Source organism: Lysinibacillus fusiformis (genome assembly GCF_016925635.1).
Taxonomy (GTDB): Bacteria; Bacillota; Bacilli; order Bacillales_A; family Planococcaceae; genus Lysinibacillus; species Lysinibacillus fusiformis_F.
This window is the reverse complement of sequence record NZ_CP070490.1, coordinates 2,458,846-2,481,553: the sequence shown is the minus strand read 5'-3', so window position 1 is coordinate 2,481,553 and position 22,708 is coordinate 2,458,846. Positions and strand designations below refer to the sequence as shown.

Here is a 22,708-nt window from a genome sequence, read left to right as displayed (position 1 = left end):
TGAGGCTAGAACCTACTATCTAATTCACTTATTCATAGATACATGCACCGATGTAGACCGTTAACTTTATATCCGCTAGATTATGCTCCTGAATAAAATCATTGATTGCTTCATCTTTACAAGCTAGTTCTTGATGAAATAAATCTCCTATATACTTATATGGAGTCATTGCTTGAGCCTCGTAAGTAGCTTCGAAGTTGTCATTCTCTGACGTTAGCGTTTGAATGGAGAATTGCGGAAACGTTATACTTATAAACGGTAAGAGTTTTTCATTTAGATGATCTAAGTCACCATGCCAATTTGATTTACCTTCTACTTTAAGAGTTGAAAATAACATCACACTATCCTCATTTGTGCTTGGCGCAACTTCGTGAATCGATGAGTGCATTTTTAAGACGAGATCGTACCACGGATAAACTTTCTTCTTAACTTCTGCTAGTACTTTACAATGTGTATCAGTTTGCATTTTGAATACCTCCTTGTGTTTTGTTACCGAAACAATCTATCTCGTTTCCGCTTCTTCAATTTACAATCTTTGCACATTACAATCAACATTAAAACATCTTCAAATCAACAAACAAACAATAAAACACACAGTAATTTGTGCAACATTTTAGGAATTGTGCAAAGATAATTGCAATGTTTGGTTTTATGTGACAGGATATCCTTATTGATTCTTTTATCAAATTACAATCTGGGTAAAACCTTATAGAATCAACGTACAAACAATTATTGGCTGCACATCGCTGGAAATTGTGTCTAAAATGTGAATTCCGAATTCCAGGAGGGAATAATGAAAGAAAACAAACAAATACGTCATAGAAAAATTAAAGAAATCTTGAAAACCTATGATAGATTAACACAAGATGGTATTCGCCAAATATTAGCAGAAGAATATAGTATTGAAGTCGACCGTTCGATTATTTCAAAAGATTTAAAAGAATTGAAGATTCATCGCAATAAAGAAAAAATGACACTTGAACTCTCACAAGAATCTAAACAACGAGACCTACAAATTCAAATCTACAATTTATTATCAAGTACAGGAATTGAGAGCAATTACTTTCATAATGGATTGGATGATGGGAAGGTAAATACGAAGGAAGCTCAAGAAAAACTGAATTTAACTTTTGAAATCTTTTATACTGAACCACAAATTGCTGTTGCAGTAGCAGTATTACTAGAACAGCTATTTGAAAATAGGTATGATCCTTTCGTTGCATTTGCAAATCATTCAGGAAAGATACTACTAACCTTCTCTGAAAGAGATCAAGTCAATATTACAGCAGAATTAAATCAAATCTTGGATGGTCATTTTGTTTAAATTTTGGTCGACCAAAATATTCTAACAACTTATTATTCTAATTTAATGGAGTGATAAATGATGGGAAAAGTTATTTTTTCAAAGGAGAATGTAGCAATATTGAAAGTACAGGCGGCTCAAAAAAATGAACAGTATATCCAACAACAATTGCAAACACTGAAAGATGTAAAACAAAATCTTCAAGACTTTAAGCAACAACTGCAAGCATCCAGTAATCCAAAACTTCAAAAACAATTAGAAGTTAGGATTCGTCACCAAGAACAACAGCTTACTGCTATTTTAGGTCGACTCAAAAATGCTGGGTACACAGATAAAAGAGGTCGACCAAAAAAAGAAGTTACTGACACCTACAAGGCAAATCGCATCAAATTCACCGCACATTTACAGAAAGAACAGATGGATTATGTAAAGCAATTACAAGCTACTGGTCAGATTGCCAACGTCTCTGCTTTTTTAGATGAACTCATTGCACAACATCAAAAAAATAACGGTTAGCTTCTCTGCTAGCCGTTATTCTATTTACAGTTTATCAACCGCTGATTGCTTTTCTTCTTTTGACGTATTGATATAAAAACGCATTGTCATATTTAACGATGCATGCCCGCAAAGCTTTGACACTGTTGTAATTGACACATTGCCTCTGTGTAACAGTCGTGTCGCAAACGTATGTCTAATCATGTGCGGATGCATGTGAAAGCCTAGCTTGACTCCCGTTTGTTCAAGCCATCGTCTCGCTGCGTCTCTGTGCATCCTCTCTGCTCGCTGGCTGACGAGCAAGTAGAGACTTTGACTGTGTTTGCTGCTGGCTCGCTCCCCTTTTTGGTACTGTTGCAGCGCTTCAAGCACATCCTTTCGCAACGGCACTTCCCGCAGCTTGCCCCCTTTGCCCCTCACTGTCAGCTGTGCAGTTAGTTGATCTACATCTGTTAGCTGAATATTTACTAATTCACTTACTCGAAGGCCTGTATACAATAAAAGGTAGCCAATTAACTTATTACGTTGACTCTCCTTCTCTAAATGAAACAGAAACTGTTCTACCTGTGTATCTGTAAGTACACTGACCTCTGCTTCACTACCAGTAGCAATTTTCACTTTGTCTTTTTTAATGCTAATGAACACATCCTCGACCATTTTTTCATGATAAAGCCAGTCATTGTACACCTTTAATGAATTGACCTTTTTGTTGATAGTCGACACTGCCATTCCTTCTGTCTCTAGTTGCTTCATGTAATTTGTGAACAGGAAGCGTGTGAGTAACACTTCTGGATCAACATCTTTTACTGCTAAGTATTGATTGAACTGCTTTACATCATTAATGTAACTAGCAATGGTTGCACTTGCTTTTCCCTCATGTGTCAACCATTCAGTAAAACGTTCTACTATGTTAATTTTAAATTCCATGTGTTTCATCCTTTCTGTCACAATGAAAAACTATATTTGTTTAATTTGCTTACACCTAATAACTCAAGATGCACAGAACATTGACTCCTTCTAGAAATCAAAAAAAGAGGGAAGAAGTTTCGTTCACTTTTTCCCTCCCCCTGCAAGTTTTCCGAATCACTTACTCCCTTCAAATTAGTAACTAGCATAACGGATAATAGATTCTTTTTGATTCACCACGTAATCCACAACCGCTGTAACAACAGCTATAATCACAATTGTCAATAATTCACCCCACATTGGATTCTCACCTCCTCTCATGTGAAAATCATTACCTACTGAGGCCACTCACGACAGTTATATAATAATGTCGTCAGTTTTTCTGCACACAATATGAGCGCATGCTATGTGTCGCATGCACTTACCGTTTTCTCTGCCATCCGCCTTTACTTATGTCGCGAGATTTAACTTAGAATTGTCGCGAGATAAAATCGATTCAGATTATTTTTCTCATGTAAAATTAGAGACAACTTTGTCATTGATTAACCATACTTCATACGTTTCTCCGTTACCTGTTTCAATTGAAATCAAAGTATAGTAATCTCCTTTATCATCAGTATAATTTGCACTATCACCAATGATAGGTTCAGCTAATTGATCAAGGACATGCTCAGGAACTAACTGCTCATCCACTTCCTCTTTCATGAACTCAATGCTTTCGTAGCCAATTTCACTGATGGGTATTTCCTTTCCTAACTTCTGTGATAAAACCTCTAAAAGACGTTTTTCGGCTGCCATGTAAACCACCTTCCCTTTCCTTCACATATTCATTTTGCAGCTGTTTCTGCTCGGTGTACGAGTTTTTTGAATACTTCTCGAATTACATGTAACCTGATTCTTTGAGTGAACGGAATGAATTTGATGCTAGAATAAGATGATCGATGACATCAATGCCCAAAATCTGACCAGCCTCCACAAGTCTTTTCGTTACTTCAATATCTTCAGGTGAAGGGGTTGTATCATTACTTGGATGATTGTGCGCCACTAAAATACTGGCACTATTTGAAATGACTGCTACCTTTAGTACATCCCTTGGATGAACAATTGAAGCATTAATGGAACCGGTATGGACAACCTGTAAAGCTGTTGGCTCATTTTTTGTTGATAGACACAACACTACGAATTTCTCACGATCGCTATCTCCGATGAAATCACGAATGATGTTTGCGGCATCTTCTGGTGAACGAACACGTCGCCCTTCAAATAGTTGTGAACCTTTGCGCTCTAATACTACATCTACTAACTGGATACGTTTAGCTGGTACTTTCTTTTGTTTTTCTGCCATGTGAATCTCCTCCTTGAACTAGAAAAAGCCCTTCACTCCATGACGGAATGAAAGGCTTATTTAGTACTTACTACTAATATAATATATGTCTATCTTTTCACTTAAAGCGGTTTTATTGCCAAAGCTTGATTTAGTTGGCTTATTTGTCATGCGCTTTTTTAATTCCTACCAATTTCCCACGGTTATTTTCTTTCCATCTTGGTCAACATAATTACATATAGTCGTATAAAAAAAGAATCACCCTATGAAAAATAAAGTGATTCAACTAGAATTTTAGTTTTTGAAGAGGACAACTACTTACTTTTAAACAAATGCATGATTGGTTTTTTCTGAATAATACATTCCTTGAATCTTCTATTTATAATATTTTGCATATATAGATTATCTACATTCGCAAAAAACGTCACATACATATCTGTTTCTAATGCCTTTTTTACTAGTTCTGAATATAAAAGCATGGCTCCAAGTCTTGTAGCGGGTGTTCGTTTCACATAACTCATTGGTGAAAGCAACATATTCTTTGCGACTCTTTCACAAAAACACCACCCCATAATCTCCCCATCCACAGTTAAAACAAAACTGTACTGATCGTCAATTACCCCTAAATTACTGACTAACGGCAAGACAAAGTCATCAAACTTCTCTTCAATATGTACCGCCCTTTTAAATGCCTGCTCAACCTCATCATCCCATGTTTGAATAGCGATGTTTTCAGGCTTTTTCAAACTCCACACCCATTCACTACGTTGCATCAGTTTAAAATCAACTATATATTGATTAATGACTTGGCTTTCTTGACTCCACCCCTTTTTTCTGAATAATTCTTCTACAGATGAACTTTCAATTGGGGAGTTTACCGTCATATTTGTAATAACTAAATCATTTTGATTAATCTGTCTTTCTGTATGATCTAATAAACGCTCTAAATAAGTTGTACTTTGCGCGTCCTGAGCTACTTCAAAATGTGTAATGGAGACACTATTTGTACTAGATAACTCAGCTAATAGTACACCATATGGTACATGCCCCTCTACTAAACCGAATCCCCAAAATAGATCATCACCATCTTCGAATCGTTGAAAATGGTTAGGATTCAAATAAGGACTAAATAGTAAATAATTTTCTACACTAAGCTTCACGATTTCCAATGCCTTCACCTCTAAAAAAGAAACCTACTTAACCAGTAGGCTTCTTTAAAATTTTTATATACGCTCAAAAGAACCTGTTGTTGGGTTAAATACAACATTTGCGAATTTAGTATTTTGATAGTTTAGATTTGAAACTATTTTTACATCCTTAACCGTTATTAATTCATAACTAGCTGTAACAACAGTTTCCGTACCATTCGTTGCTTCTAAAAAATAATAATATGTTTTTGTACTACTATATGAAGCATTTGTAGCCACATCAACATATTGCTGTGTCCCTGAAGGGATATTTGATTGCAAAATAGTTGCTCCAGCAAGAGAATTTACAGTATTACGTTTAATTGTATACGTAATAGTCCCACTTGATTGACTGTCAGTCCAAGAAATTGTATTTTGCACACCGCCCCAATCATTTTGAACTGTGTCCTGGGATATACCTTGTACATTCGTCGGAGCTAATAATCCACTATTCTCGTCTTATACCTTCTCTATATCTCGGTTTTATAACGAGCCTTCACCATGCAGGCGACTTTCATCGCACACGGCGATCCGTCAATGAAACACTCCCTTCAATATTTATCTCCCACTTCAACTATACTAACCAAAGGTAAAATTAGGTTAAAAAAAGAACAGTCATGAAAAACTTTTTACAATTACTTGTAATCATTTCACATGACCGTTCTATACATATTTTATTTCGGTTTAATACTAATTGGGAGATAAGTATTGAATCTATTCACTGACTGGGTTCCTTCGCTCCTGCTAGTTTTACCCTTCTCGACTGTTACCAATCAAGTCCAAACGGCTAGCAATCCACACTACTATGAACCCGCTGCCATCTACTAGGTATCACTGGTTCTATCTAACCTCCACCTACTAGACTTCAAACGTTCCATCGTGTTGTTCCCTTCTTTTAATGACCTTAGGCTCCCACTATACAGTATGCACATCATCCGTTTAACAGCTCCTAATTGTTCGAATGCTCAGATGATCATTGCAGATCATCGAAATACATGCGAGCTCCTAGCAATTTCACACATGCACTTGTCACATACAGCCTACATGGATTCGTCTTCCTAGCCATAGTCATTTTTTAAAGAGCCCCGCCCCAGGAATTTCACCTAAGTACGACTTTACCTGACTTCACCCCTTCAGAGAGATAGCTCTTCACTGGATGCAGGAGGATTAGGCTCGTGATCATTAGGAACTGTTTATCACGCATCAGAACTTCCCTGACAAATACAGCACGATAGTTAGAAAAAAAGACCTCATGGAGAAGATCGTTTTATAGTTATATCCACGAGGTCAATTTCCACTTCTTTCACTAGATAACTAGCTTATGAAGTAACGTTTCGTTTAGTTTTATTAAGAAGCGTCAATTGCAGATGTAGTTATTTCTACAGTTTTATTGCCTACAGCATCTTTTAATGCATTTGCATTAACTTTGATTGTGTTTGTTGCAGTATTCAATGCAGTATCAAAATCAATTACCAAAGTTTTTCCTGATACTGTTACTGAATCATCGTCACCAAGTGCAACGTATGTTTCACCATCAGTCGCAACTGTAACAGCAGCTTTTAGAGCTGGAATGTCAACAAGGTTGTTAGTAATTGCTTCAGTAAATGTTAAAGTAACTTTCTTTTTAGCTCCATCAATTGTAATAGCAACACCTGCATCCAATGTTGGTGCTTTAGTATCCTTAGCAGATAGTTTAACAACTACAGGTGATGAAATTAGGTTAGCTGTTCCACCATCATAAGTTACTTTTGTTACTACGATATCTGCTGAAGCATTTGCTTCTGTAAGTGCTGTTATTGTCTCTGCATTAGCAGTACCACCAAGAGTTAGACCGTTATTATTAGTAATAGTGTATTCGAAAGCTAATTGCCCTTTTGTAAATCCAGTTAAGTCCTTGCCATCTTGGTTTTTAACTTTAACGATATCTTGAAGTTTAGCATTAAGAGCAACAGTAGCGTCATTTTCGATTTCACCTAGAACGATAGCTAGACTGTCAAATGTTGCAGTTTTAGCAACTTCAGTTGTATCTACTACTTCAAATGTCAATGTATCAACTACTAATGAACCAACTTTAATTTGTACATAGCCAGTTCCAGCTTTTACAGCTTCAACAGTAATGTTATCGCCATTGATTTTAACAACTGAAGAATCTGCTTTGCCATCTTTATCAACAGCTACTAATTTGTTATCAGTACCATCTAATGTGATTGGGTTGATTTTATTGCCATTTGCATCTGTTGCAAATACTTTTACTACTGATTTTTCAGGAGTTTTAGCCGTATCAGATACATCACCATTTACGTCTAACTTAGCAGCAGCATTTTCAACAGTGTATGTTGAAAGGTCGCCAGCTTTTGTTACTGTTACATTAATTGTTTGCTTAAGTGTAGTATCAGCATCTACTTTGTAGCTTAATTCTACAGTAGTTGCACCCTCTTTAAGAGCTGTAATAGTAACAGATTTTCCGTCGTTAGCAGGAGTTGCTAATACAACTGTATCGTCTGCTGCTGTTGCTTTAAGTGTAGAAGCAGCTGGAGTAGCCTCTGCATTAAATTGATCTTTGTACGCAACTTTAATTGTTTGGCTGTTAACACCAGCATTTGTTCCTACAGCAACTTCAGTTTTTTCTACTTCAAAAGAAGTTACTTTTGCTTCTGCTCTTACAGTGATTTTGATAGTTTGCTCGAAATCACCGTTTTTGACTTTAACATATCCTTCTCCAGCTGAGATAGGTTTGATATCTAAAGTATTATCTACAGAATTTTTCTCAACGATAACAACATTTGGTGTTAAGTTTGTGATTGTTACATCATTTTTCTCAGCAACATTCATTGATTTACCAAATTGGTCTTTGTAGTATAGACCTAATTTTGATGCTGCTCCACCAACATAGACATAGTCATTCTTCTTATCTGCATCTAATTTAGCAAACGCGTCTGTGTCAGGTGCAGCTGCACCTGTATAAGCATAGAAACCAGCAAACGTTGTTGCTGTTGCATCTTTTACAGTGATTGTTGTTGGAGCTGATTTAACAAAAGTGTCTCCAACTTTAACTTTTGCTACAACAATAGCTGAACCAGCAGATAGTGCTCCAGTAGAGCTATTCACTACTGCCTCATTTGAAGATTCAAATACTAAAGTAGCTTCTTTAGTAATGTCTCTACCTAAAGCATCTGTAACTTTAACCAAATCTTTAATGTTAGCAGTTGGAGCAATTGTAGTTGCAGTGAATTCAACTTTAGAAACTGCTGCCGCAGCATATTCGAATGCTTTAGAAGATGTTTCGATTGTATTACCAGCTGCATCAGCTACGCCAGATGTTTCAACTGTGTAAATACCTTTATCTGCAAACTTATCAAAGAAAGATAAAGTAGCAACTGTTTTTGCTTCGTTTAGCTCAACTTTGCTAACAAATACAAGATTGCCGTCTTTATCAGTAACTTTAAAGTTAGCAGGTTTAACTTCTTTCACTTCTTTGTTGAATGTTACTTCAGCTTGAGTAGCGTTAATCGCACTTACCGAACTAACAGTTAATCCAGCAATACTTTCAACGATTCCATTAGGAGTAAGTTTTTTACCAGTTTCTGCAGTGTATTCTTCTACAGTTTTACCTAAGCCTTCCACTTCGTTAGCTGGAGCTTTTTGGATTTCTTCTTTAGTCATGTCATAAACTTTACCGTTTTGAACAAGTACTAATGCGTTTGCAGCAATATTTTCTGCTAAAAATGCTTTCTTAGCTGTTTTTGAAAGTTTTGCAAAGTCTGCTACTGGAACAAAAGTGCTTCCTGTGTAAAAACCTGGAGCTGTAGTTTCAGTTTCGTTTGCAAATGCTGCTACTGGAGTGATTGCTGATAGTGCAACCATTGTTGCTGCAGAGAATTTCACAATTTTACCCTTTTTCATCTATTATTTCCTCCCAAACTTATAGTATAGACCTAGATTTTCTAATCTAGGTCTATACAGATATTAATAGTTTCTTTGAACTATTTAAATTCTACGTTAGTTGCTGCGCCTTCAGTGCCTTTTGCTTTAATAGCTTTTACTTTGTGGTCATAATCATTGTCACTGAATGTAACAGTGAATTTACCACTTGCATCTGGAGTAATAGTTACTGTACGAGCAACTACAGAATCGTCTGCTAAAGTAAGTTCTAGTTCAATAGAAGTAGCTTTTACGTCAGCAACTGTACCAGCTACTGTGTAGTCAAAGTTTCCTAATAATTGACCTAAGAAAGTTTCGTCAGCTACTGCAGTTGCAGAAGTAATAGCTGTTACGCCAACTGGTACAACTGATTTAAGTGCTGTACGAGCATCATTTAAAGCTTTTGCTGCTGCTGCTTTTACAGAGTCAGCTGCTGTAGGAGCTACAGCTTTTGCTGCTACTAATGCATCGTTATATACTTTCCAAGATTCTGCAGTGTAATCAGCTTCTTTAAGGTTAGCATTTTCTGCATTTTTAATAGCTGTTGCTAAAGCTTCTGCACCTGGTTGTGCTGCAGCTGTATCAACTGGTTTGTTACCAGTAGTAGCCACGCTGTAGATGTAGAATGTTGTTACGCCATCTTTTACTTCATAAGTTACTTGAACAGTACCAGTTGCATTTGCTAAAGCTTTTTCGAAGTCTTCAGCAGTTGCGATTGGAGTGTTGTTTAGGTTACGGTAGTAAACTTTCTCACCAGCGTATGATACTGCATCTTTTCCTGCAAATTTAAGAGTACGTTTAATAGAATCATAAGAATCTACTACACCAGTGTAAAGTGAAGGTACAACTGATGAATTTGTAAATGTTACAGAAGCAGTTTGAGTTGGAAGAATATTGCTTGCACCTGTTACGTTAACACTTACTGTATCAGCAGTGTCAGTTGTAACGCGAACAATTGCTTGACCATATGCATCTGATTTTACTTGGTAAGTTTTTGTATTACCTAAGTTTTGAGAAGCAGCTAATACTTTACCAGAAGCATCTTTTACAGTTGCATTACCAAATGTAGAAGTTACATCAAACGCTAAGTTGTATTCGTAAACTGTTTCTCCTGTAACTGTTACGTATTTAGGAATGTAAGCAATTGTACCATCTGGAGCTACTACTTTTTCCCAAATTAATTGAGTTGTGTCGCCTGTAATTTTATAACCTGTTGGACGGTAGTCAAATCCATTTTGGTCTACAGATTGGTAAGTGAAGAACGCATCTTTACCAGCAGTTGTAGATGAAATTGTACGACCATACTCATCAGTTACTTTTAATTTTGCATTATTCACAACTGGTGCTTTGAAGTAAGTTACTTCAGATACAGCTTGCACATCGTTTTTGTCAAGTGCTAGTTTGTCACCAGATGTATTTAGGAATACAGTTGGTTTTGCGAAAGTAGTTGCACCTTTACCAGCTACGTGGAATTGTGCTTTACCTTCTTTACCTACAGTTACTTTGTATGGAGTATCTGCTGTTACTTTTACAAAGTTTTCTTTTGCAGTTGAGAAGTAAACATCACCTTTGAAGTTACCGTCTTCAAATGTTACATATGCAACTGTACCTTCAGGTGCTAATTTACCATCTTTGTCTGTTACAGTAACAGTGTAGTTACGGCCACCTACAGAGTTTTGATCGTAAGTTTTTGGTTCTGCTAGGAACTCTGCAGATTCTGCAGTACCTTCAGCAGCAACAGTAATCGCTAATTTATCGACTTTTGAGAATTTCACTGTTGGAGCTTCTGATTGTAATGCAAGTTTAGAGTAAGATAAATCAGTTACAGTTTTGTTAACTGATGATGGTAAGTAAACGATAGGTGTTGCAGATAAGTTAGAACCCCAAAGAGTAAATGTTGCTTCACCGTTAGCGTTTGTTTGTACTTTAGCATATTCATCTTTACCAGTAGTTAACTCATAAGGAGTTACAAAGTTACTGTTGTTATGATCTTGTACTTTAACGTCAACAATTTTATCTGGATTTACTTCTAAGTTTTCTTTAATTGCTACATAGTAAGTTGTGTTTTTAGCGCCAACTACTTTGTATGATTTTTTAGTATTGTTAGCTAATTCATTACCAGTTGTGATTTCAGAAACTGCTAATTGAATTTTGTTAGCCCAGTATACTTTACCAGTAGAAGAAACTGAAGATTTGCTAGTAGCGTAAGCTGCTACGTTATCGTTGTGCTCGTAGTAACGAGTGTAAGAGTAAGAAGCAACACCGTTTTCATCAGTTAAAGCTTCAACTTCGATTTTAGCATTCACGTTAGCGTTATCGCTTACGATGTTGAATGTTACTGGGATACCAGCTTTAGATTGACCTTCAGCTACAGTAACTTGAGCTTTAAGAGTTACTTCTTTACCAATAACTCCTTGTACTGATGTAGTTGTTACATCGATTTTCGTAGGGATTACAGCTGCAATACCTTTGAATTTACCGATTTCTTCTTCTTTATAAGATAAAACGTATTCTTTGTCAGCAGTTTGAGCTTCAGTAGTTAAAACAACAACTTTTTTGTTTGTTTGTTTAACAGAAGCGTTTTTAACTTCTAAACCATCGATTTTGAAGTTTGAAGCTTTTACGTCATCAACGTTCACTTCTTCGTCGAATGTTACTTCAACAGTTGTGTTGTTGATAGCTTTGATAGAAGCATCCACTGGAGTTTCAGCGTCAACTAGGTCAAGAGTACGTGAGAATACTACTGCGAAGTCTTGACGAGTGATTGATGCATTAGGGTTAAGGTTTAATTTACCGTTTGCTTCAGAACCAGTGAAGATTCCGTTAGCTACAGCTGTTTCTAAGTAAGATTTAGCCCATGGTTTTACTGAAGAAGCATCAGCGAATTGGCTTAGGCTTTCGCTACCTTCTAAACCGAAAGCGTCAACTAGGATTTTAGCTGCTTCTGAACGAGTTAATGATTTGTTAGGTGCGAATTCAGTTGCACTAACACCTTCAAAAATTCCGTTTGATACAGCTGCTGCGATTGCATCGTAGTACCAAGCGCCAGCTTTAACGTCTTTGAAATCTACAGATCCATCAGCTTCTAATTCTAATGCTTTTGTGAAGATTGTTGCAGCTTCTGCACGAGAAATAGTTTTAAGTGGGTTGAAGTTTCCGTTAGCATCACCTTGGATTACGCCGTTGTCAACTAGTGATTGAACCGCTTCTTTCGCGTAACCTGAGATTTTGTTGTAGTCATTTAATTGAGCAGCAGATGCTACAGGAACGATTGCTGATGCAACTAATGCAGCTGTTGCTGATGCCGCGAAAAACTTACGGCCTTTGTTTTGCTTTGCCATTAATGTATTCCTCCCTAAAATTCCTTAAATTGATATTAATCCAACGAAAACTATAGTACCGCCTTATTAGTTACCTAAATGTATGTATTATAGCTTTCTTGAATAATACAAAACTAAAGCAAATTTGTTAGTAAATTTACTAGAAAAAGAGTAGTAGAATACCATTCTAGTAAGTTTATTCACTTTCTACAATAATATAACACTAACTTTTCCTAAATTCAAGCACTGGGACATAAATTTAGTTATGAAAGCTTATTTTACCATACCTATTATGGTATATAATAGATACCAATAAGCTACCATCTATTTATTGTCTAAAATGTATTGGTAACATATAGTTCCGTTACCTATTATACCTTACTCTCAATAATAACCAAGCATTTTCTGGAATGGTTACTAAATTGTCAAAAATTAAAGACTCCCGTAATATTTTAGTTATAATTGTAAAGAAACAGAAATATAGAAGGCGTTTCTTAGCGAATTCTGCCACTCCCCCACCAACTTCACGAGTTTCTTCTTTATTAAGTAAATAATCAATTCTATCTGTCCCCATGTTGTAATAATAGATTGCCACTTTTTATGCTACACTTTTGATAGTTTGATAGAACATGATCAACTATTGAAGGGAGCTTGAAAAATGAAACGTAAATTTCCTCTTTATGGAGCAGTTTTGGCAGGCATGTTATATCTTGCCCCTACTACCGCTTCAGCAGAAGATATTTCAAAGCACTGGGCCTACCATGAAATGAACTATCTCATTACCAACGATTTAATGAAGGGTGATGAATTCGGCCATTATCGTCCGAATGATGCTGTCACTCGTGCTGAATTTGCTGCTTTTCTTGTCAGAACCCTGAACTTGCCAGCAGCTTCTAGTCAGGCAACCTTTGCAGATGTTAAAAAAGGTGACTGGTATTATGGAGTGGTTGAGCAAGCAAGCTATCACGGATTAATTAAAGGTGACGAGCAAGGCAAGTTCCATCCGAATAATCACATTAATCGTCAGGAAATGGCGGCTATGTTAAAAAGAGCTCTTACTTATCAAAACATCAACACATCTTCCTCCCCTATCGCTTTTAGTGACAATGCACGTATTGCCAAATGGGCCTATGCAGATGTACAAGCTGTCGTCTCAACAGGACTACTTGTTGGGAAGCCGAATAATCAATTTGCACCTCTTGCTCAAACAACTCGTGCAGAGGCAGCTACCGTGCTCTATCGTTTAATCCATCTGGAAGCGCCTGGGACAGGTGGTAAGCAATACATGACGACGAATTACTCACATGATTACTCTTCTGTAGTGAGTAAACAAACAAAGAATAATCCAAAGGTCGATGGTGCTGGCATTTTCACGGCTAACGAGGCACTAGTGTCATACTATGTACACCCAAAAAGCTTTATGCAGGATAGCCCATCTTATTATCAATTCCTAAAATTATCTACTGTTGTCAATAACCTGAGTGCAAAAGAGCTGAATGATAAAGTACTTGCAAATAAAGGAAGCTTAGCTGGTACAGCAGATGCCTTCATTCAGGCTGGTATCGACAATAAGATCAATGCTATTTATTTGGTCTCACACGCCTTACATGAAACAGCCAATGGTGGTTCTGCACTTATTAAAGGGATTGAGGTTGGCTTAGATACAAATGGCAAACCGATGATGGCGACACCAGAAAATCGCGATAAATTAACCGCTATTAAGAAAACTTACAATGCTTACGGTATTGGCGCTATTGATGCCGATGCTAATAAGTACGGTGCTGAGCGTGCTTATACAAATGGTTGGTTTACTGTTCAGGATGCCATTATCGGTGGTGCCCAATTTGTAAAGGACCAGTACATTAGCAAGGGTCAAGATACGCTCTATAAAATGCGTTGGAATCCTGACAACCCGACAGTCCATCAATATGCAACACATGTGATGTGGGCCGTCATTCAAGCGAAAAAGATTTATGACATTTATGAATTGATTGGTGCTCATACGACAACTAATCTAGTGTTTGATGTACCTGCTTATCAAAGTCAATCTTCCGCTCCTTCATTACCAAGCCCAACGAAGCAATATGCAATGGATTTAGGTTTAGCTGGAGCAATAGGTAAGACAACGATTAATCTCAATATGAGAACATATCCAAATACAACAGATAATGCTTCGATTATTACGAATTTGCCAAAGGATACCTCCATTAAGGTCCTTGGTGAAAATGGTGGTTGGTTGAAAGTAAGTGTCAATGGACAAGAAGGCTGGGTGCTTGATGATTATGTGAGTCTTGAAAATGGTTTACAAATTGTCAACATGAACATTACACTAAATGTCCGAAGTGAACCATCTACTACGAGTGCTATTTTAGGTACTGTTAAACCGAATGGCTTTATTATCGGCGTTGTAGACGATAAAGGTGAATTTGTAAAAAATGATGCCTGGTATCAGGTAATCTACAACGGAAAAACAGGCTGGGTGCATGGCGATTATATTGTAAAAAAATGATTTTAATAGAAGGCGCCAAAGAAGAGTGCGATGATGATTCGCACTCTTTTTGTTGGTCATTTTTTATCACGGAGATGTAAGCGCTATATAATAGAAGAAACTCGAAATTTTAGGCTATCATTTTCAAAATGTTTCCCTAAAATTTAGTAAATTTCTACGCCTAAAAAGTGCGCTAAAAAGCTTCATATGATGATCCATATTCTTTTTAAAATTCGTTATCTTATGAGAGCTATACCCTAGTTAATCCCCGTTAAGCCCATTATCGAAAATTTCCTGTCAATATTGCTTTTATGGTATGATAGATTGCAGTGAAAATGGAATTACAGAAAGGTTTGAACACTATATGAGGCATGTAACGATTATGGGCGTACCCTTTTTACATATTGGTCAGCAAGGGTTTGTTGATTTACTCGTTAATCGTATTGAACAGCAAGAAAAAACTTTCGTTGTGACAGCCAATCCTGAAGTTGTCATGCAGGCAAATGAAAATCCAACTGTCATGAATTACTTAAAGCAGGCAACTTACATTTGTGCGGATGGCATTGGTGTCGTTAAGGCTGCTCAAATTCTTGGTGATTCACTTCCAGAGCGTGTAACAGGCTATGATACGATGGTACGTCTGTTGGAAGTTGGTCAACAAAAGCGTTTTAAAATCTATTTATTAGGTGCTCAAAAGGAAACCAACGAAAAGACGGTTGCCAATATTCATAAGAACTATCCTAACGTTGATGTCGTTGGCTATCATGATGGCTACTTCGACTGGAATAATAATGATTTTGCAAAAGAAATTGCTACTCTACAGCCTGATCTTGTATTTGTGGCATTAGGTGTACCAAGACAGGAAAAATGGATAACGGAAAACCTTGAGAAATTTTCAAAGGGTGTATTTATCGGTGTAGGTGGCTCCTTCGATGTCATCGCTGGCACTGTCAAACGTGCACCAGTTATTTGGCAAAAGTTAAATCTTGAATGGCTCTATCGACTGTTACGCCAGCCAAGTCGATTTGGCAGAATGCTTGTACTTCCACGCTTCGCTTTAAAGGTATTTGCATTAAAGCTTAAAGGTCAGGGCAAAACAAAATGAGTCAGTCAACATTTGTTAAAAGCACACTCATCTTAACGATTGCAACCTTACTTTCTAAAGTAATCGGTAGTATCTTCCGTATACCACTTCAAAATATTGCTGGTGATGAAGTACTCGGTATTTTTAGTCTTGTCTATCCTGTTTATATGGTAGCACTTTATTTATCCGTTGCAGGTATCCCTATCGCTATTTCAAAGCTGATTGCGGAAGCCAAGTCGAGTCATGATACTGCCAAAATTAAGAAAATTTATGTGACTGCAAGAATCCTTGCATTATCCTTTGGCGTCATTAGTTTTACAATCATTTACGGCTTTTCAGAGCAGATAGCGAATGCACTTGGTGGGCCTTCAACAGAGATTGCCTTAATTATTGTTGCCCTCACATTACTGGTAGCGCCCTATATGGCTGTCTATCGTGGATTTTTCCAAGGTTTTGGAGATATGCGACCTACTGCCATCTCGCAAGTGATTGAGCAGTTAGTACGTGTTGCGTTAATTTTAATTGTGGCGTATTTCCTAGTTGCGATGGATTATTCGAATGATATCGTAGCTGGGGGGATTATGGCAGGCTCTGTACTAGGAGCTCTCAGCTCACTTTTCTATTTACTCTTTAAATATTTCCGTTCTTCGGTAAAAGTGACGAGCAAGGAGAAATATTCTGGTAAGGATTTCTCTAAATACAGTAAAACCATTTTAAAAATTTCCATTCCAATCGCGATTGGTTCTGTCACAATGGCACTCTTTAACTTTGTAGATTCCTTTACGGTTACATATGGCTTAAGAAGTGCTGGTGCAGATGCTAGTGAGATCAGTTACCTTTATGGTATTTATGGTCGAGGACTAACATTAGTTCAAATTACGACTGTTTTTGCTTCTTCGATTATCTTACCGCTTGTACCGCTCATTACAACGAAGCTAGCTGAACGTAAATTGGATGAAACACGCAAAATTATCGAACAAACCCATCGTATGACACATCTTATTTCATGGCCAGCTGCGATTGGACTACTAGCCTTAACCTTGCCTTTAAATTTAGCTCTTTTTAAAGACTTAGAGGGAAGCTTAATGTTAGCCATCATCAATCTTAGCTCTGTCTTTACATCTCTGACTTTGCTTGGAACAGGTATTCTACAGGGCATGAATGCTGCCAAAACAGGGGCTATCATTATATTGAGTGGTGTTGTCCTTAAGGTGTTTTCTAACATCTTCCTTATTCAGACATTCGGTTTAGATGGTGCTGCCTATGCAACTTTGCTAGTGTATTTTGTGTTATTTATTGTGAATTCTGTCTTTATTTATCGTACGATTCGCTTTACTGTCCTTGGAAAAGATACGGTAAAAATGATTGTGTCTTCGATTGTAATGGGAGCAGCAGTTGGATTACCAACACTTTGGCTTGACTTTACACATTGGTCAAGAATGTTAGCTATGGGCTATCTAACTGTCGCAATCGTAGTTGGAGGGGCTCTTTACTTCCTTCTACTATGGCTGATGAAAGCTATTCATAAACAAGATTTAAAGAAAATCCCTGTTATCGGAAAAAGATTTTCATAAATAAGAGAGGTAGGACACTTATGTCAAAACAGAAATGGCTTTGGGGAATCATTGTTCTTTTACTCGTCGTTTCCTCTACAGGTATCATGATGAGGTGGAATGCGGAGCAATCGAATGATGCTTATGAGATTGTCATTCCCTATGATGAAATACAAACCGCAGAAAAAAATAGCGACCTAACAATGGATGAAATCCTTTCCTCATTAAAGGATGCTGGACTGAATACTGTGAGTCTAGAGCCCTTAACATTAAAGGAAATGGAAAAGCAAAACTTAATTACCGTTTATAAAGAAAGTGAATTGGCCGCACAATTATTGTTTACACCTTATAAAGATGCTGTAGATATCTCTAATAGTGGCTATTATATTCGAGTGCCTGAAAATGAAAGCTACCAAAAGCTGATCATGGAGAGCGTTGAACCAGCGGAAGTACAAATAGGAGAAGAAGCTTTCTATTTCCTTCCTGCTTCTAACCACAATTTTGATTTAAAAACACCAATTGGCTACGATCAGCCTGCTATTGACATGATTAGTAAGCATGGACTAGCTCACATCTTTAAGGTAGAAAATGCAGATAATGAAGTAGCTAATGTAAAGTTGGTTAATCAATTAGTCGCTTTAAAAGAAGCTTCTGCTGGCCGCTTACTTGGTCAAGGTGATGAAGCTATTGGTTTTGGACAAGAAGACGGCAATCAATTAGTTGAAAAATTAAATGATGCTGGCTATTACTTCTACACAATTGAAAGTAACCCACTTAAAGGTGAAAGTAAAATCGCTCAAATGACGGATTACAATATGATTCGTTTGCATAGTATCAATGTCAACAGAGAGACTAAATTAAAGTTAAATGCAAGTATTGACCGTACAACACGTGCTGTCAAAGAGCGTAATATTCGCTCCATCTTCTATCATATTAAAACAACAGGCAATGCCAAAGAAAATGTAGAAGAAACGATTGATTACTTAAATGGCGTGCATGACACAATGCCAGATCATTTCCAACCAGGTGAACCAAAGCTGTTTGATAAAGTAGCCGTACCAGCTTGGGTTACAGCAGCCGTATTAGTAGCAGGTATTTTATTTACCTTTATCATTTCAGAATTAGTAAAATGGCTGCCTCTTCGTATCGCAGCAGCTGGCTTTATGGCTGTACTAGCCATTGCGTACTTTATCCTAAAAAGTACCCTTTTCTTACAAGCATTTGCACTCATTATTGCAGTCCTTGCACCAACCTATGCAGTCATCAAATCGGCGCAAGGTTCTACGAAGCTGTCTAACATATTGGTCCAATACTTAAAAGCTGTAGCGATTAGCGTTATTGGCATTGTTATTGTTATTGGCTTATTGAATGGTAATGCCTTTATGACAGGCTTTGCTGTGTTTAAAGGGGTTAAGCTTGTTTATCTTATTCCAATCATGGGTGTTTTATTATTTACAGTGATTGAGATTAACCGACTAGCGGATCAAAACATTAAGAACTCTTTATCGAATACGGTAACATTGTTAAATAAAGAATTAAAATATTGGCATGTGCTACTACTCGTTGTGTTGGCAGGTGTCGGATTATTTTACATTAGCCGAACAGGTAACTCTGGCTCTGTAAGTGATATGGAATTAGCCTTTAGACAATGGCTAGAAAATACATTGTATGTTCGTCCAAGAACGAAGGAATTTTTAATTGGTTTCCCATTCTTTATTTTAGCGTTATATGTAATGGGGATTAATCGCAAATGGGGTAGCATTCTCCTTGTACCAGGTGTTATCGGTTTCTTATCCATCATGAATACGTTTACTCACCTACACATCCCAGTAGCTGTTTCTGTCTTACGTACACTGTACAGCGCATCTCTTGGTCTTGTAGTAGGACTAGTGTTTATCCTACTCTTCAAAATCGGTTATCGTTGGGTTTCTAAGGCAATCGCGAGGTGGTCATAATGCACGTTGTTTTATCTGGCTATTATGGATTCGAGAATGTCGGAGATGATGCCATTCTACTGTCCATCATCCAATCTCTCAAAAAGTGGCAAAATGATATAGAGATCACGGTATTATCTAATAACCCAGCAGCTACTGAGCAAACATATGGTGTCAAAGCCGTTAATCGTTGGAAAATGAAAGAAATTCGCCAATTACTTAAGACAGCAGATGGACTTATTAGTGGTGGCGGTAGCCTCATGCAGGATCAAACAGGCATGAAAACTATTCCTTACTATGCGGGCGTTATTCAAATCGCCAAATGGTTGAAGAAACCAGTATTTGTTTACGCCCAAGGCATGGGTCCGATTAATCACTCGCTTAGTAAATTCATTGTTCGTACAGTCTTTAATAAGGTCGAGCAAATAACCGTTAGGGATAGAGCCTCTCTAGCTCTTTTAACAGAGATCGGCGTACGAAAAGAAACAATGATAGTACCCGACCCTGTTATGGGACTAAACGGTAATAACTTTCATTGTGATTGGCTAGAAAATGAATCTTTGTCAGCCGATAGCTATATCTCGGTAAGTGTTCGTGACTGGCCTTCTGCTGTTGCCTACAAAGAAAAAATCGCACACAGCCTAGATGAATTAGCACGTCAGGGTGAGCAAATCGTCTTCCTCCCTATGCATGGAGAGCATGATTTTATCACTTCACAGGAAGTAGCAGCACTTATGAAGGAAAAGAGCTTGATTGCACCTGCTGATTTATCCATTGAGGAGAAAATTGCCGTGATTGGTCAATCGCAACTATTAATAGGTATGCGACTACATTCCTTAATTTTCTCTGCAATCTATGCCACACCTTTTATTGCGATTTCCTATGATCCGAAAATTGATGCATTTGCTGATATCGTTGAACAACCTGTAATCGGTCATGTCGAAGTAGATGATTGGAATGGTGTGACATTGTTTGAACAAGCTGTGGCAATCCTTGAATCCTATACAACGGTTCAAGAAAAAATGCGCCAGGCTGTCATCCCATTGCAAGACGAAGCAACAGCAACAGCTAAATTAGCAATTGAAGCTTTTTCAAAAGTACAAAGAAGAATATAATTAATAAAAGATGAATTTCAAAAGTAAATATTGAAATTCATCTTTTATTGTCTTAGGTGAACAAAAACATTTTCGTTTTCATTTAATTATTGAAATAAAAAAATAATAATGCCTAGTACAATCACATATAAAGGAACAGTTAGTTTTAGTAGAGTCATTTTAGTATGTCTTGAGTGCTCTTGGATGGACTGATCTAGCTTGTGTGCACGAGTAGTCCATTGCTGATATTGATCCTGTAATAGTGATTCTATTTTAGATGTTCGTATATCAACAACCTTTTTTAGTTCATTTAATTCATCCATGGTAGTATAAAGCTCTTTTATTACTGAATCTACCTTACTTAGAATGCCTTCATCTTGTTTTTTTAACTGCGTCATTCTGTTATTCATAACTTTTTCTAATTGATCAGTTGCCACCGTATGTTCTAATAGTTTCTCCTCTAAATCAGCAATTCGCTCAGTTGAATTTTTCAATTGAAATTTTAATAATAATACACTATTTCTATTTTCACCAAAGTCTTTGTTATATTGTGTTTTAAATTGATGATATTCTTGTGTAAATTGAGTAATATCCTGTTTGAATTTTAATAAATCGATTTGCTGTTTACCTGACTGCTTTTTTAAAGAAATAATCAGAGGATGATTTTGAAGATCTTCTAATTTAATTTGCAAATTTCTATTTAATGGAATTCGCTGCCTTACATCTTCTAATTCCAAATCAAGCTCATTTGATAATTGAGTCAAGGTTGTTACAATTCGAGCAATATCTAACTTTGTCGCATTTACATTGTTTAATTGTTCTTCTGTTGCTTGGATATTTGCTGTCATTTGCTTTTTCACCATCTCCCACATTTTTTTCATTTGTTTCATAGATTGATCATTTTGCCGTTCATTCATAAATTCTGCTAAAGTAAGCTGATTTTTTGCTAGTATTCGTTCAAAAGGATCCTCCATTTGGTCCAGTATTTTATCGATAGAGTCATTTGTACTTAACTCTCTTTCTAAAATATATCTACGGTTTTTTAAATCATGGTTATCTTTAAATCCTCTATACGTATTTACCAACGCACCGATCATTGTATATCACCTAAAAGCAATTGTTTATTTGGCAACAAATTACGCTGCTTCATATCGTCCATTAATAGGGCGATTACTGATAGTGAAGCACCATTACTTACTTGTTGCTTTAATGATTTAAACATGGCCAAGTCCTCTTCAATAAGTTGTACCTCTTCAACTAACTCTTTGTTCCATTCATTTGCTAAACCCTTAATCCCTTTTGAAACTAATAACATCACACCAAAAGAAACCACTCCATCTAAAATATCCGCAACATCTGATAATCCTTCTACCAAATCAAAATTATCACCAAGTTCCTCTATATTCTCTGGGATATTTATACCAACAACACCTGCACTTAGTGTAATGGCGGCTGTGCCCATACATACCCTCCCCGCAATTTGAGCTGTACGGTTCAAAAATTGTATTGAAGAATCCCTTACTAATCGATGCAATTTTCCTTGTTTTAGTAGACGTAATGTATTGGCAACAACAATAAGAGGATTATCATCAATAATGCCTATGCCAGAGCCAAGAAGAAACGCTATTTTATATGCTTTTGGGTTGTTTTTTGATAATTTTAAGGCTATCTCTTGTGTAATAAGCGAACCTGCATCGAAGGCATTTACTGTAAGCCAATCAATCGCCGTATTCATTTGCATACCGCTAACATTATAAATAGCTTCCGAAAAAGGTAAAGGGATGCCTGCTGGGGAGGTAAAGTCTTTTGTCATATGGTCAAACCAAAGTCCAATCCCCTCTATACCTTCAAGTTGATATGCCTCAATTAGCCCTTGTGCATCATGCCCATGTTTAATACGATGCCCCATCCCAGCAACAGAATCCATCATTGCATCAACAGAGCTACCATTATGGCCCAAATCATGATAGTTTTCGGTCAAATCTATAACTAAATCCTTTAACATTTTTGGTATACTCCTTTAATTTAATTGATATATTTATCATATATTAACATCCAAAATTTACAATATACAGAGGTGTTTTTTCTTGTATTTATGA

The 22,708-nt window shown here is 36.9% G+C and carries 17 protein-coding genes; 7 read left to right on the top strand and 10 right to left on the bottom strand.

What is annotated here, in order from left to right:
* Positions 1-28: 28 nt before the first annotated feature.
* Positions 29-466 carry a hypothetical protein gene (locus JTI58_RS12140; protein ID WP_205446938.1) on the bottom strand — a complete coding sequence of 146 codons (438 nt, stop codon included), beginning with the start codon at positions 464-466 and terminating at the stop codon, positions 29-31.
* Between the two features lie 327 nt (positions 467-793).
* Between JTI58_RS12140 and JTI58_RS12135 the strand changes: the two genes are divergently transcribed.
* Both JTI58_RS12135 and JTI58_RS12130 read left to right on the top strand, forming a co-directional pair.
* Positions 794-1,324, top strand: coding sequence for an arginine repressor (locus JTI58_RS12135; protein ID WP_205446936.1), 531 nt, complete (start codon positions 794-796; stop codon positions 1,322-1,324).
* Between the two features lie 57 nt (positions 1,325-1,381).
* Complete coding sequence (locus JTI58_RS12130) at positions 1,382-1,819, top strand: hypothetical protein (RefSeq protein WP_205446934.1); 438 nt, start codon at positions 1,382-1,384, stop codon at positions 1,817-1,819.
* Between the two features lie 24 nt (positions 1,820-1,843).
* Here JTI58_RS12130 and JTI58_RS12125 read toward each other — a convergent pair whose 3' ends face one another.
* From JTI58_RS12125 to JTI58_RS12095, 7 genes are all read right to left on the bottom strand, one after another.
* Positions 1,844-2,725, bottom strand: a complete 882-nt coding sequence (locus JTI58_RS12125) for a tyrosine-type recombinase/integrase (RefSeq protein WP_205446932.1) — start codon at positions 2,723-2,725, stop codon at positions 1,844-1,846.
* A 489-nt stretch (positions 2,726-3,214) separates the two neighbouring features.
* Positions 3,215-3,502: a hypothetical protein gene (locus tag JTI58_RS12120; RefSeq protein ID WP_205446922.1), complete on the bottom strand. Its 288-nt coding sequence runs from the start codon at positions 3,500-3,502 to the stop codon at positions 3,215-3,217.
* A gap of 82 nt (positions 3,503-3,584) precedes the next feature.
* Entirely contained in the window at positions 3,585-4,049 is a 465-nt protein-coding gene (locus tag JTI58_RS12115; protein WP_205446920.1) for a JAB domain-containing protein, read from the bottom strand.
* A gap of 293 nt (positions 4,050-4,342) precedes the next feature.
* Complete coding sequence (locus tag JTI58_RS12110) at positions 4,343-5,197, bottom strand: hypothetical protein (protein WP_205446918.1); 855 nt, start codon at positions 5,195-5,197, stop codon at positions 4,343-4,345.
* A 54-nt stretch (positions 5,198-5,251) separates the two neighbouring features.
* Positions 5,252-5,596: a hypothetical protein gene (locus JTI58_RS12105; RefSeq protein WP_205446916.1), complete on the bottom strand. Its 345-nt coding sequence runs from the start codon at positions 5,594-5,596 to the stop codon at positions 5,252-5,254.
* Between the two features lie 966 nt (positions 5,597-6,562).
* Positions 6,563-9,118 (bottom strand): hypothetical protein, encoded by a 2,556-nt coding sequence (locus JTI58_RS12100; RefSeq protein WP_205446914.1) that lies wholly within the window; start codon positions 9,116-9,118, stop codon positions 6,563-6,565.
* Positions 9,119-9,198: 80 nt separating this feature from the next.
* Positions 9,199-12,477 carry an S-layer homology domain-containing protein gene (locus JTI58_RS12095; RefSeq protein WP_205446912.1) on the bottom strand — a complete coding sequence of 1,093 codons (3,279 nt, stop codon included), beginning with the start codon at positions 12,475-12,477 and terminating at the stop codon, positions 9,199-9,201.
* 637 nt (positions 12,478-13,114) lie between these two features.
* On the opposite strand from JTI58_RS12095, the gene JTI58_RS12090 reads away from it, so the two are divergent.
* The 5 genes from JTI58_RS12090 to csaB all read left to right on the top strand — a co-directional run bounded on the left by JTI58_RS12090 (position 13,115) and on the right by csaB (position 20,630).
* The gene (locus JTI58_RS12090; RefSeq protein ID WP_205446910.1) at positions 13,115-14,965 is read left to right on the top strand and encodes an S-layer homology domain-containing protein; all 1,851 of its coding nucleotides are present in this window, start codon (positions 13,115-13,117) and stop codon (positions 14,963-14,965) included.
* 343 nt (positions 14,966-15,308) lie between these two features.
* Positions 15,309-16,049, top strand: coding sequence for a WecB/TagA/CpsF family glycosyltransferase (locus JTI58_RS12085; protein WP_243456394.1), 741 nt, complete (start codon positions 15,309-15,311; stop codon positions 16,047-16,049).
* Positions 16,046-17,602, top strand: a complete 1,557-nt coding sequence (locus JTI58_RS12080; RefSeq protein ID WP_205446908.1) for a putative polysaccharide biosynthesis protein — start codon at positions 16,046-16,048, stop codon at positions 17,600-17,602. The genes JTI58_RS12085 and JTI58_RS12080 overlap by 4 nt, the downstream gene beginning before the upstream one ends.
* 20 nt (positions 17,603-17,622) lie before the next feature.
* The gene (locus JTI58_RS12075; RefSeq protein WP_205446906.1) at positions 17,623-19,536 is read left to right on the top strand and encodes a DUF5693 family protein; all 1,914 of its coding nucleotides are present in this window, start codon (positions 17,623-17,625) and stop codon (positions 19,534-19,536) included.
* Complete coding sequence (gene csaB / locus JTI58_RS12070; protein WP_205446904.1) at positions 19,536-20,630, top strand: polysaccharide pyruvyl transferase CsaB; 1,095 nt, start codon at positions 19,536-19,538, stop codon at positions 20,628-20,630. Before JTI58_RS12075 ends, csaB begins: the two co-directional genes overlap by 1 nt.
* Before the next feature lie 86 nt (positions 20,631-20,716).
* Here csaB and JTI58_RS12065 read toward each other — a convergent pair whose 3' ends face one another.
* Entirely contained in the window at positions 20,717-21,706 is a 990-nt protein-coding gene (locus JTI58_RS12065) for a coiled-coil domain-containing protein (protein WP_205446902.1), read from the bottom strand.
* Complete coding sequence (locus tag JTI58_RS12060) at positions 21,703-22,614, bottom strand: hypothetical protein (RefSeq protein ID WP_205446900.1); 912 nt, start codon at positions 22,612-22,614, stop codon at positions 21,703-21,705. The genes JTI58_RS12065 and JTI58_RS12060 overlap by 4 nt, the downstream gene beginning before the upstream one ends.
* Positions 22,615-22,708: the final 94 nt, after the last annotated feature.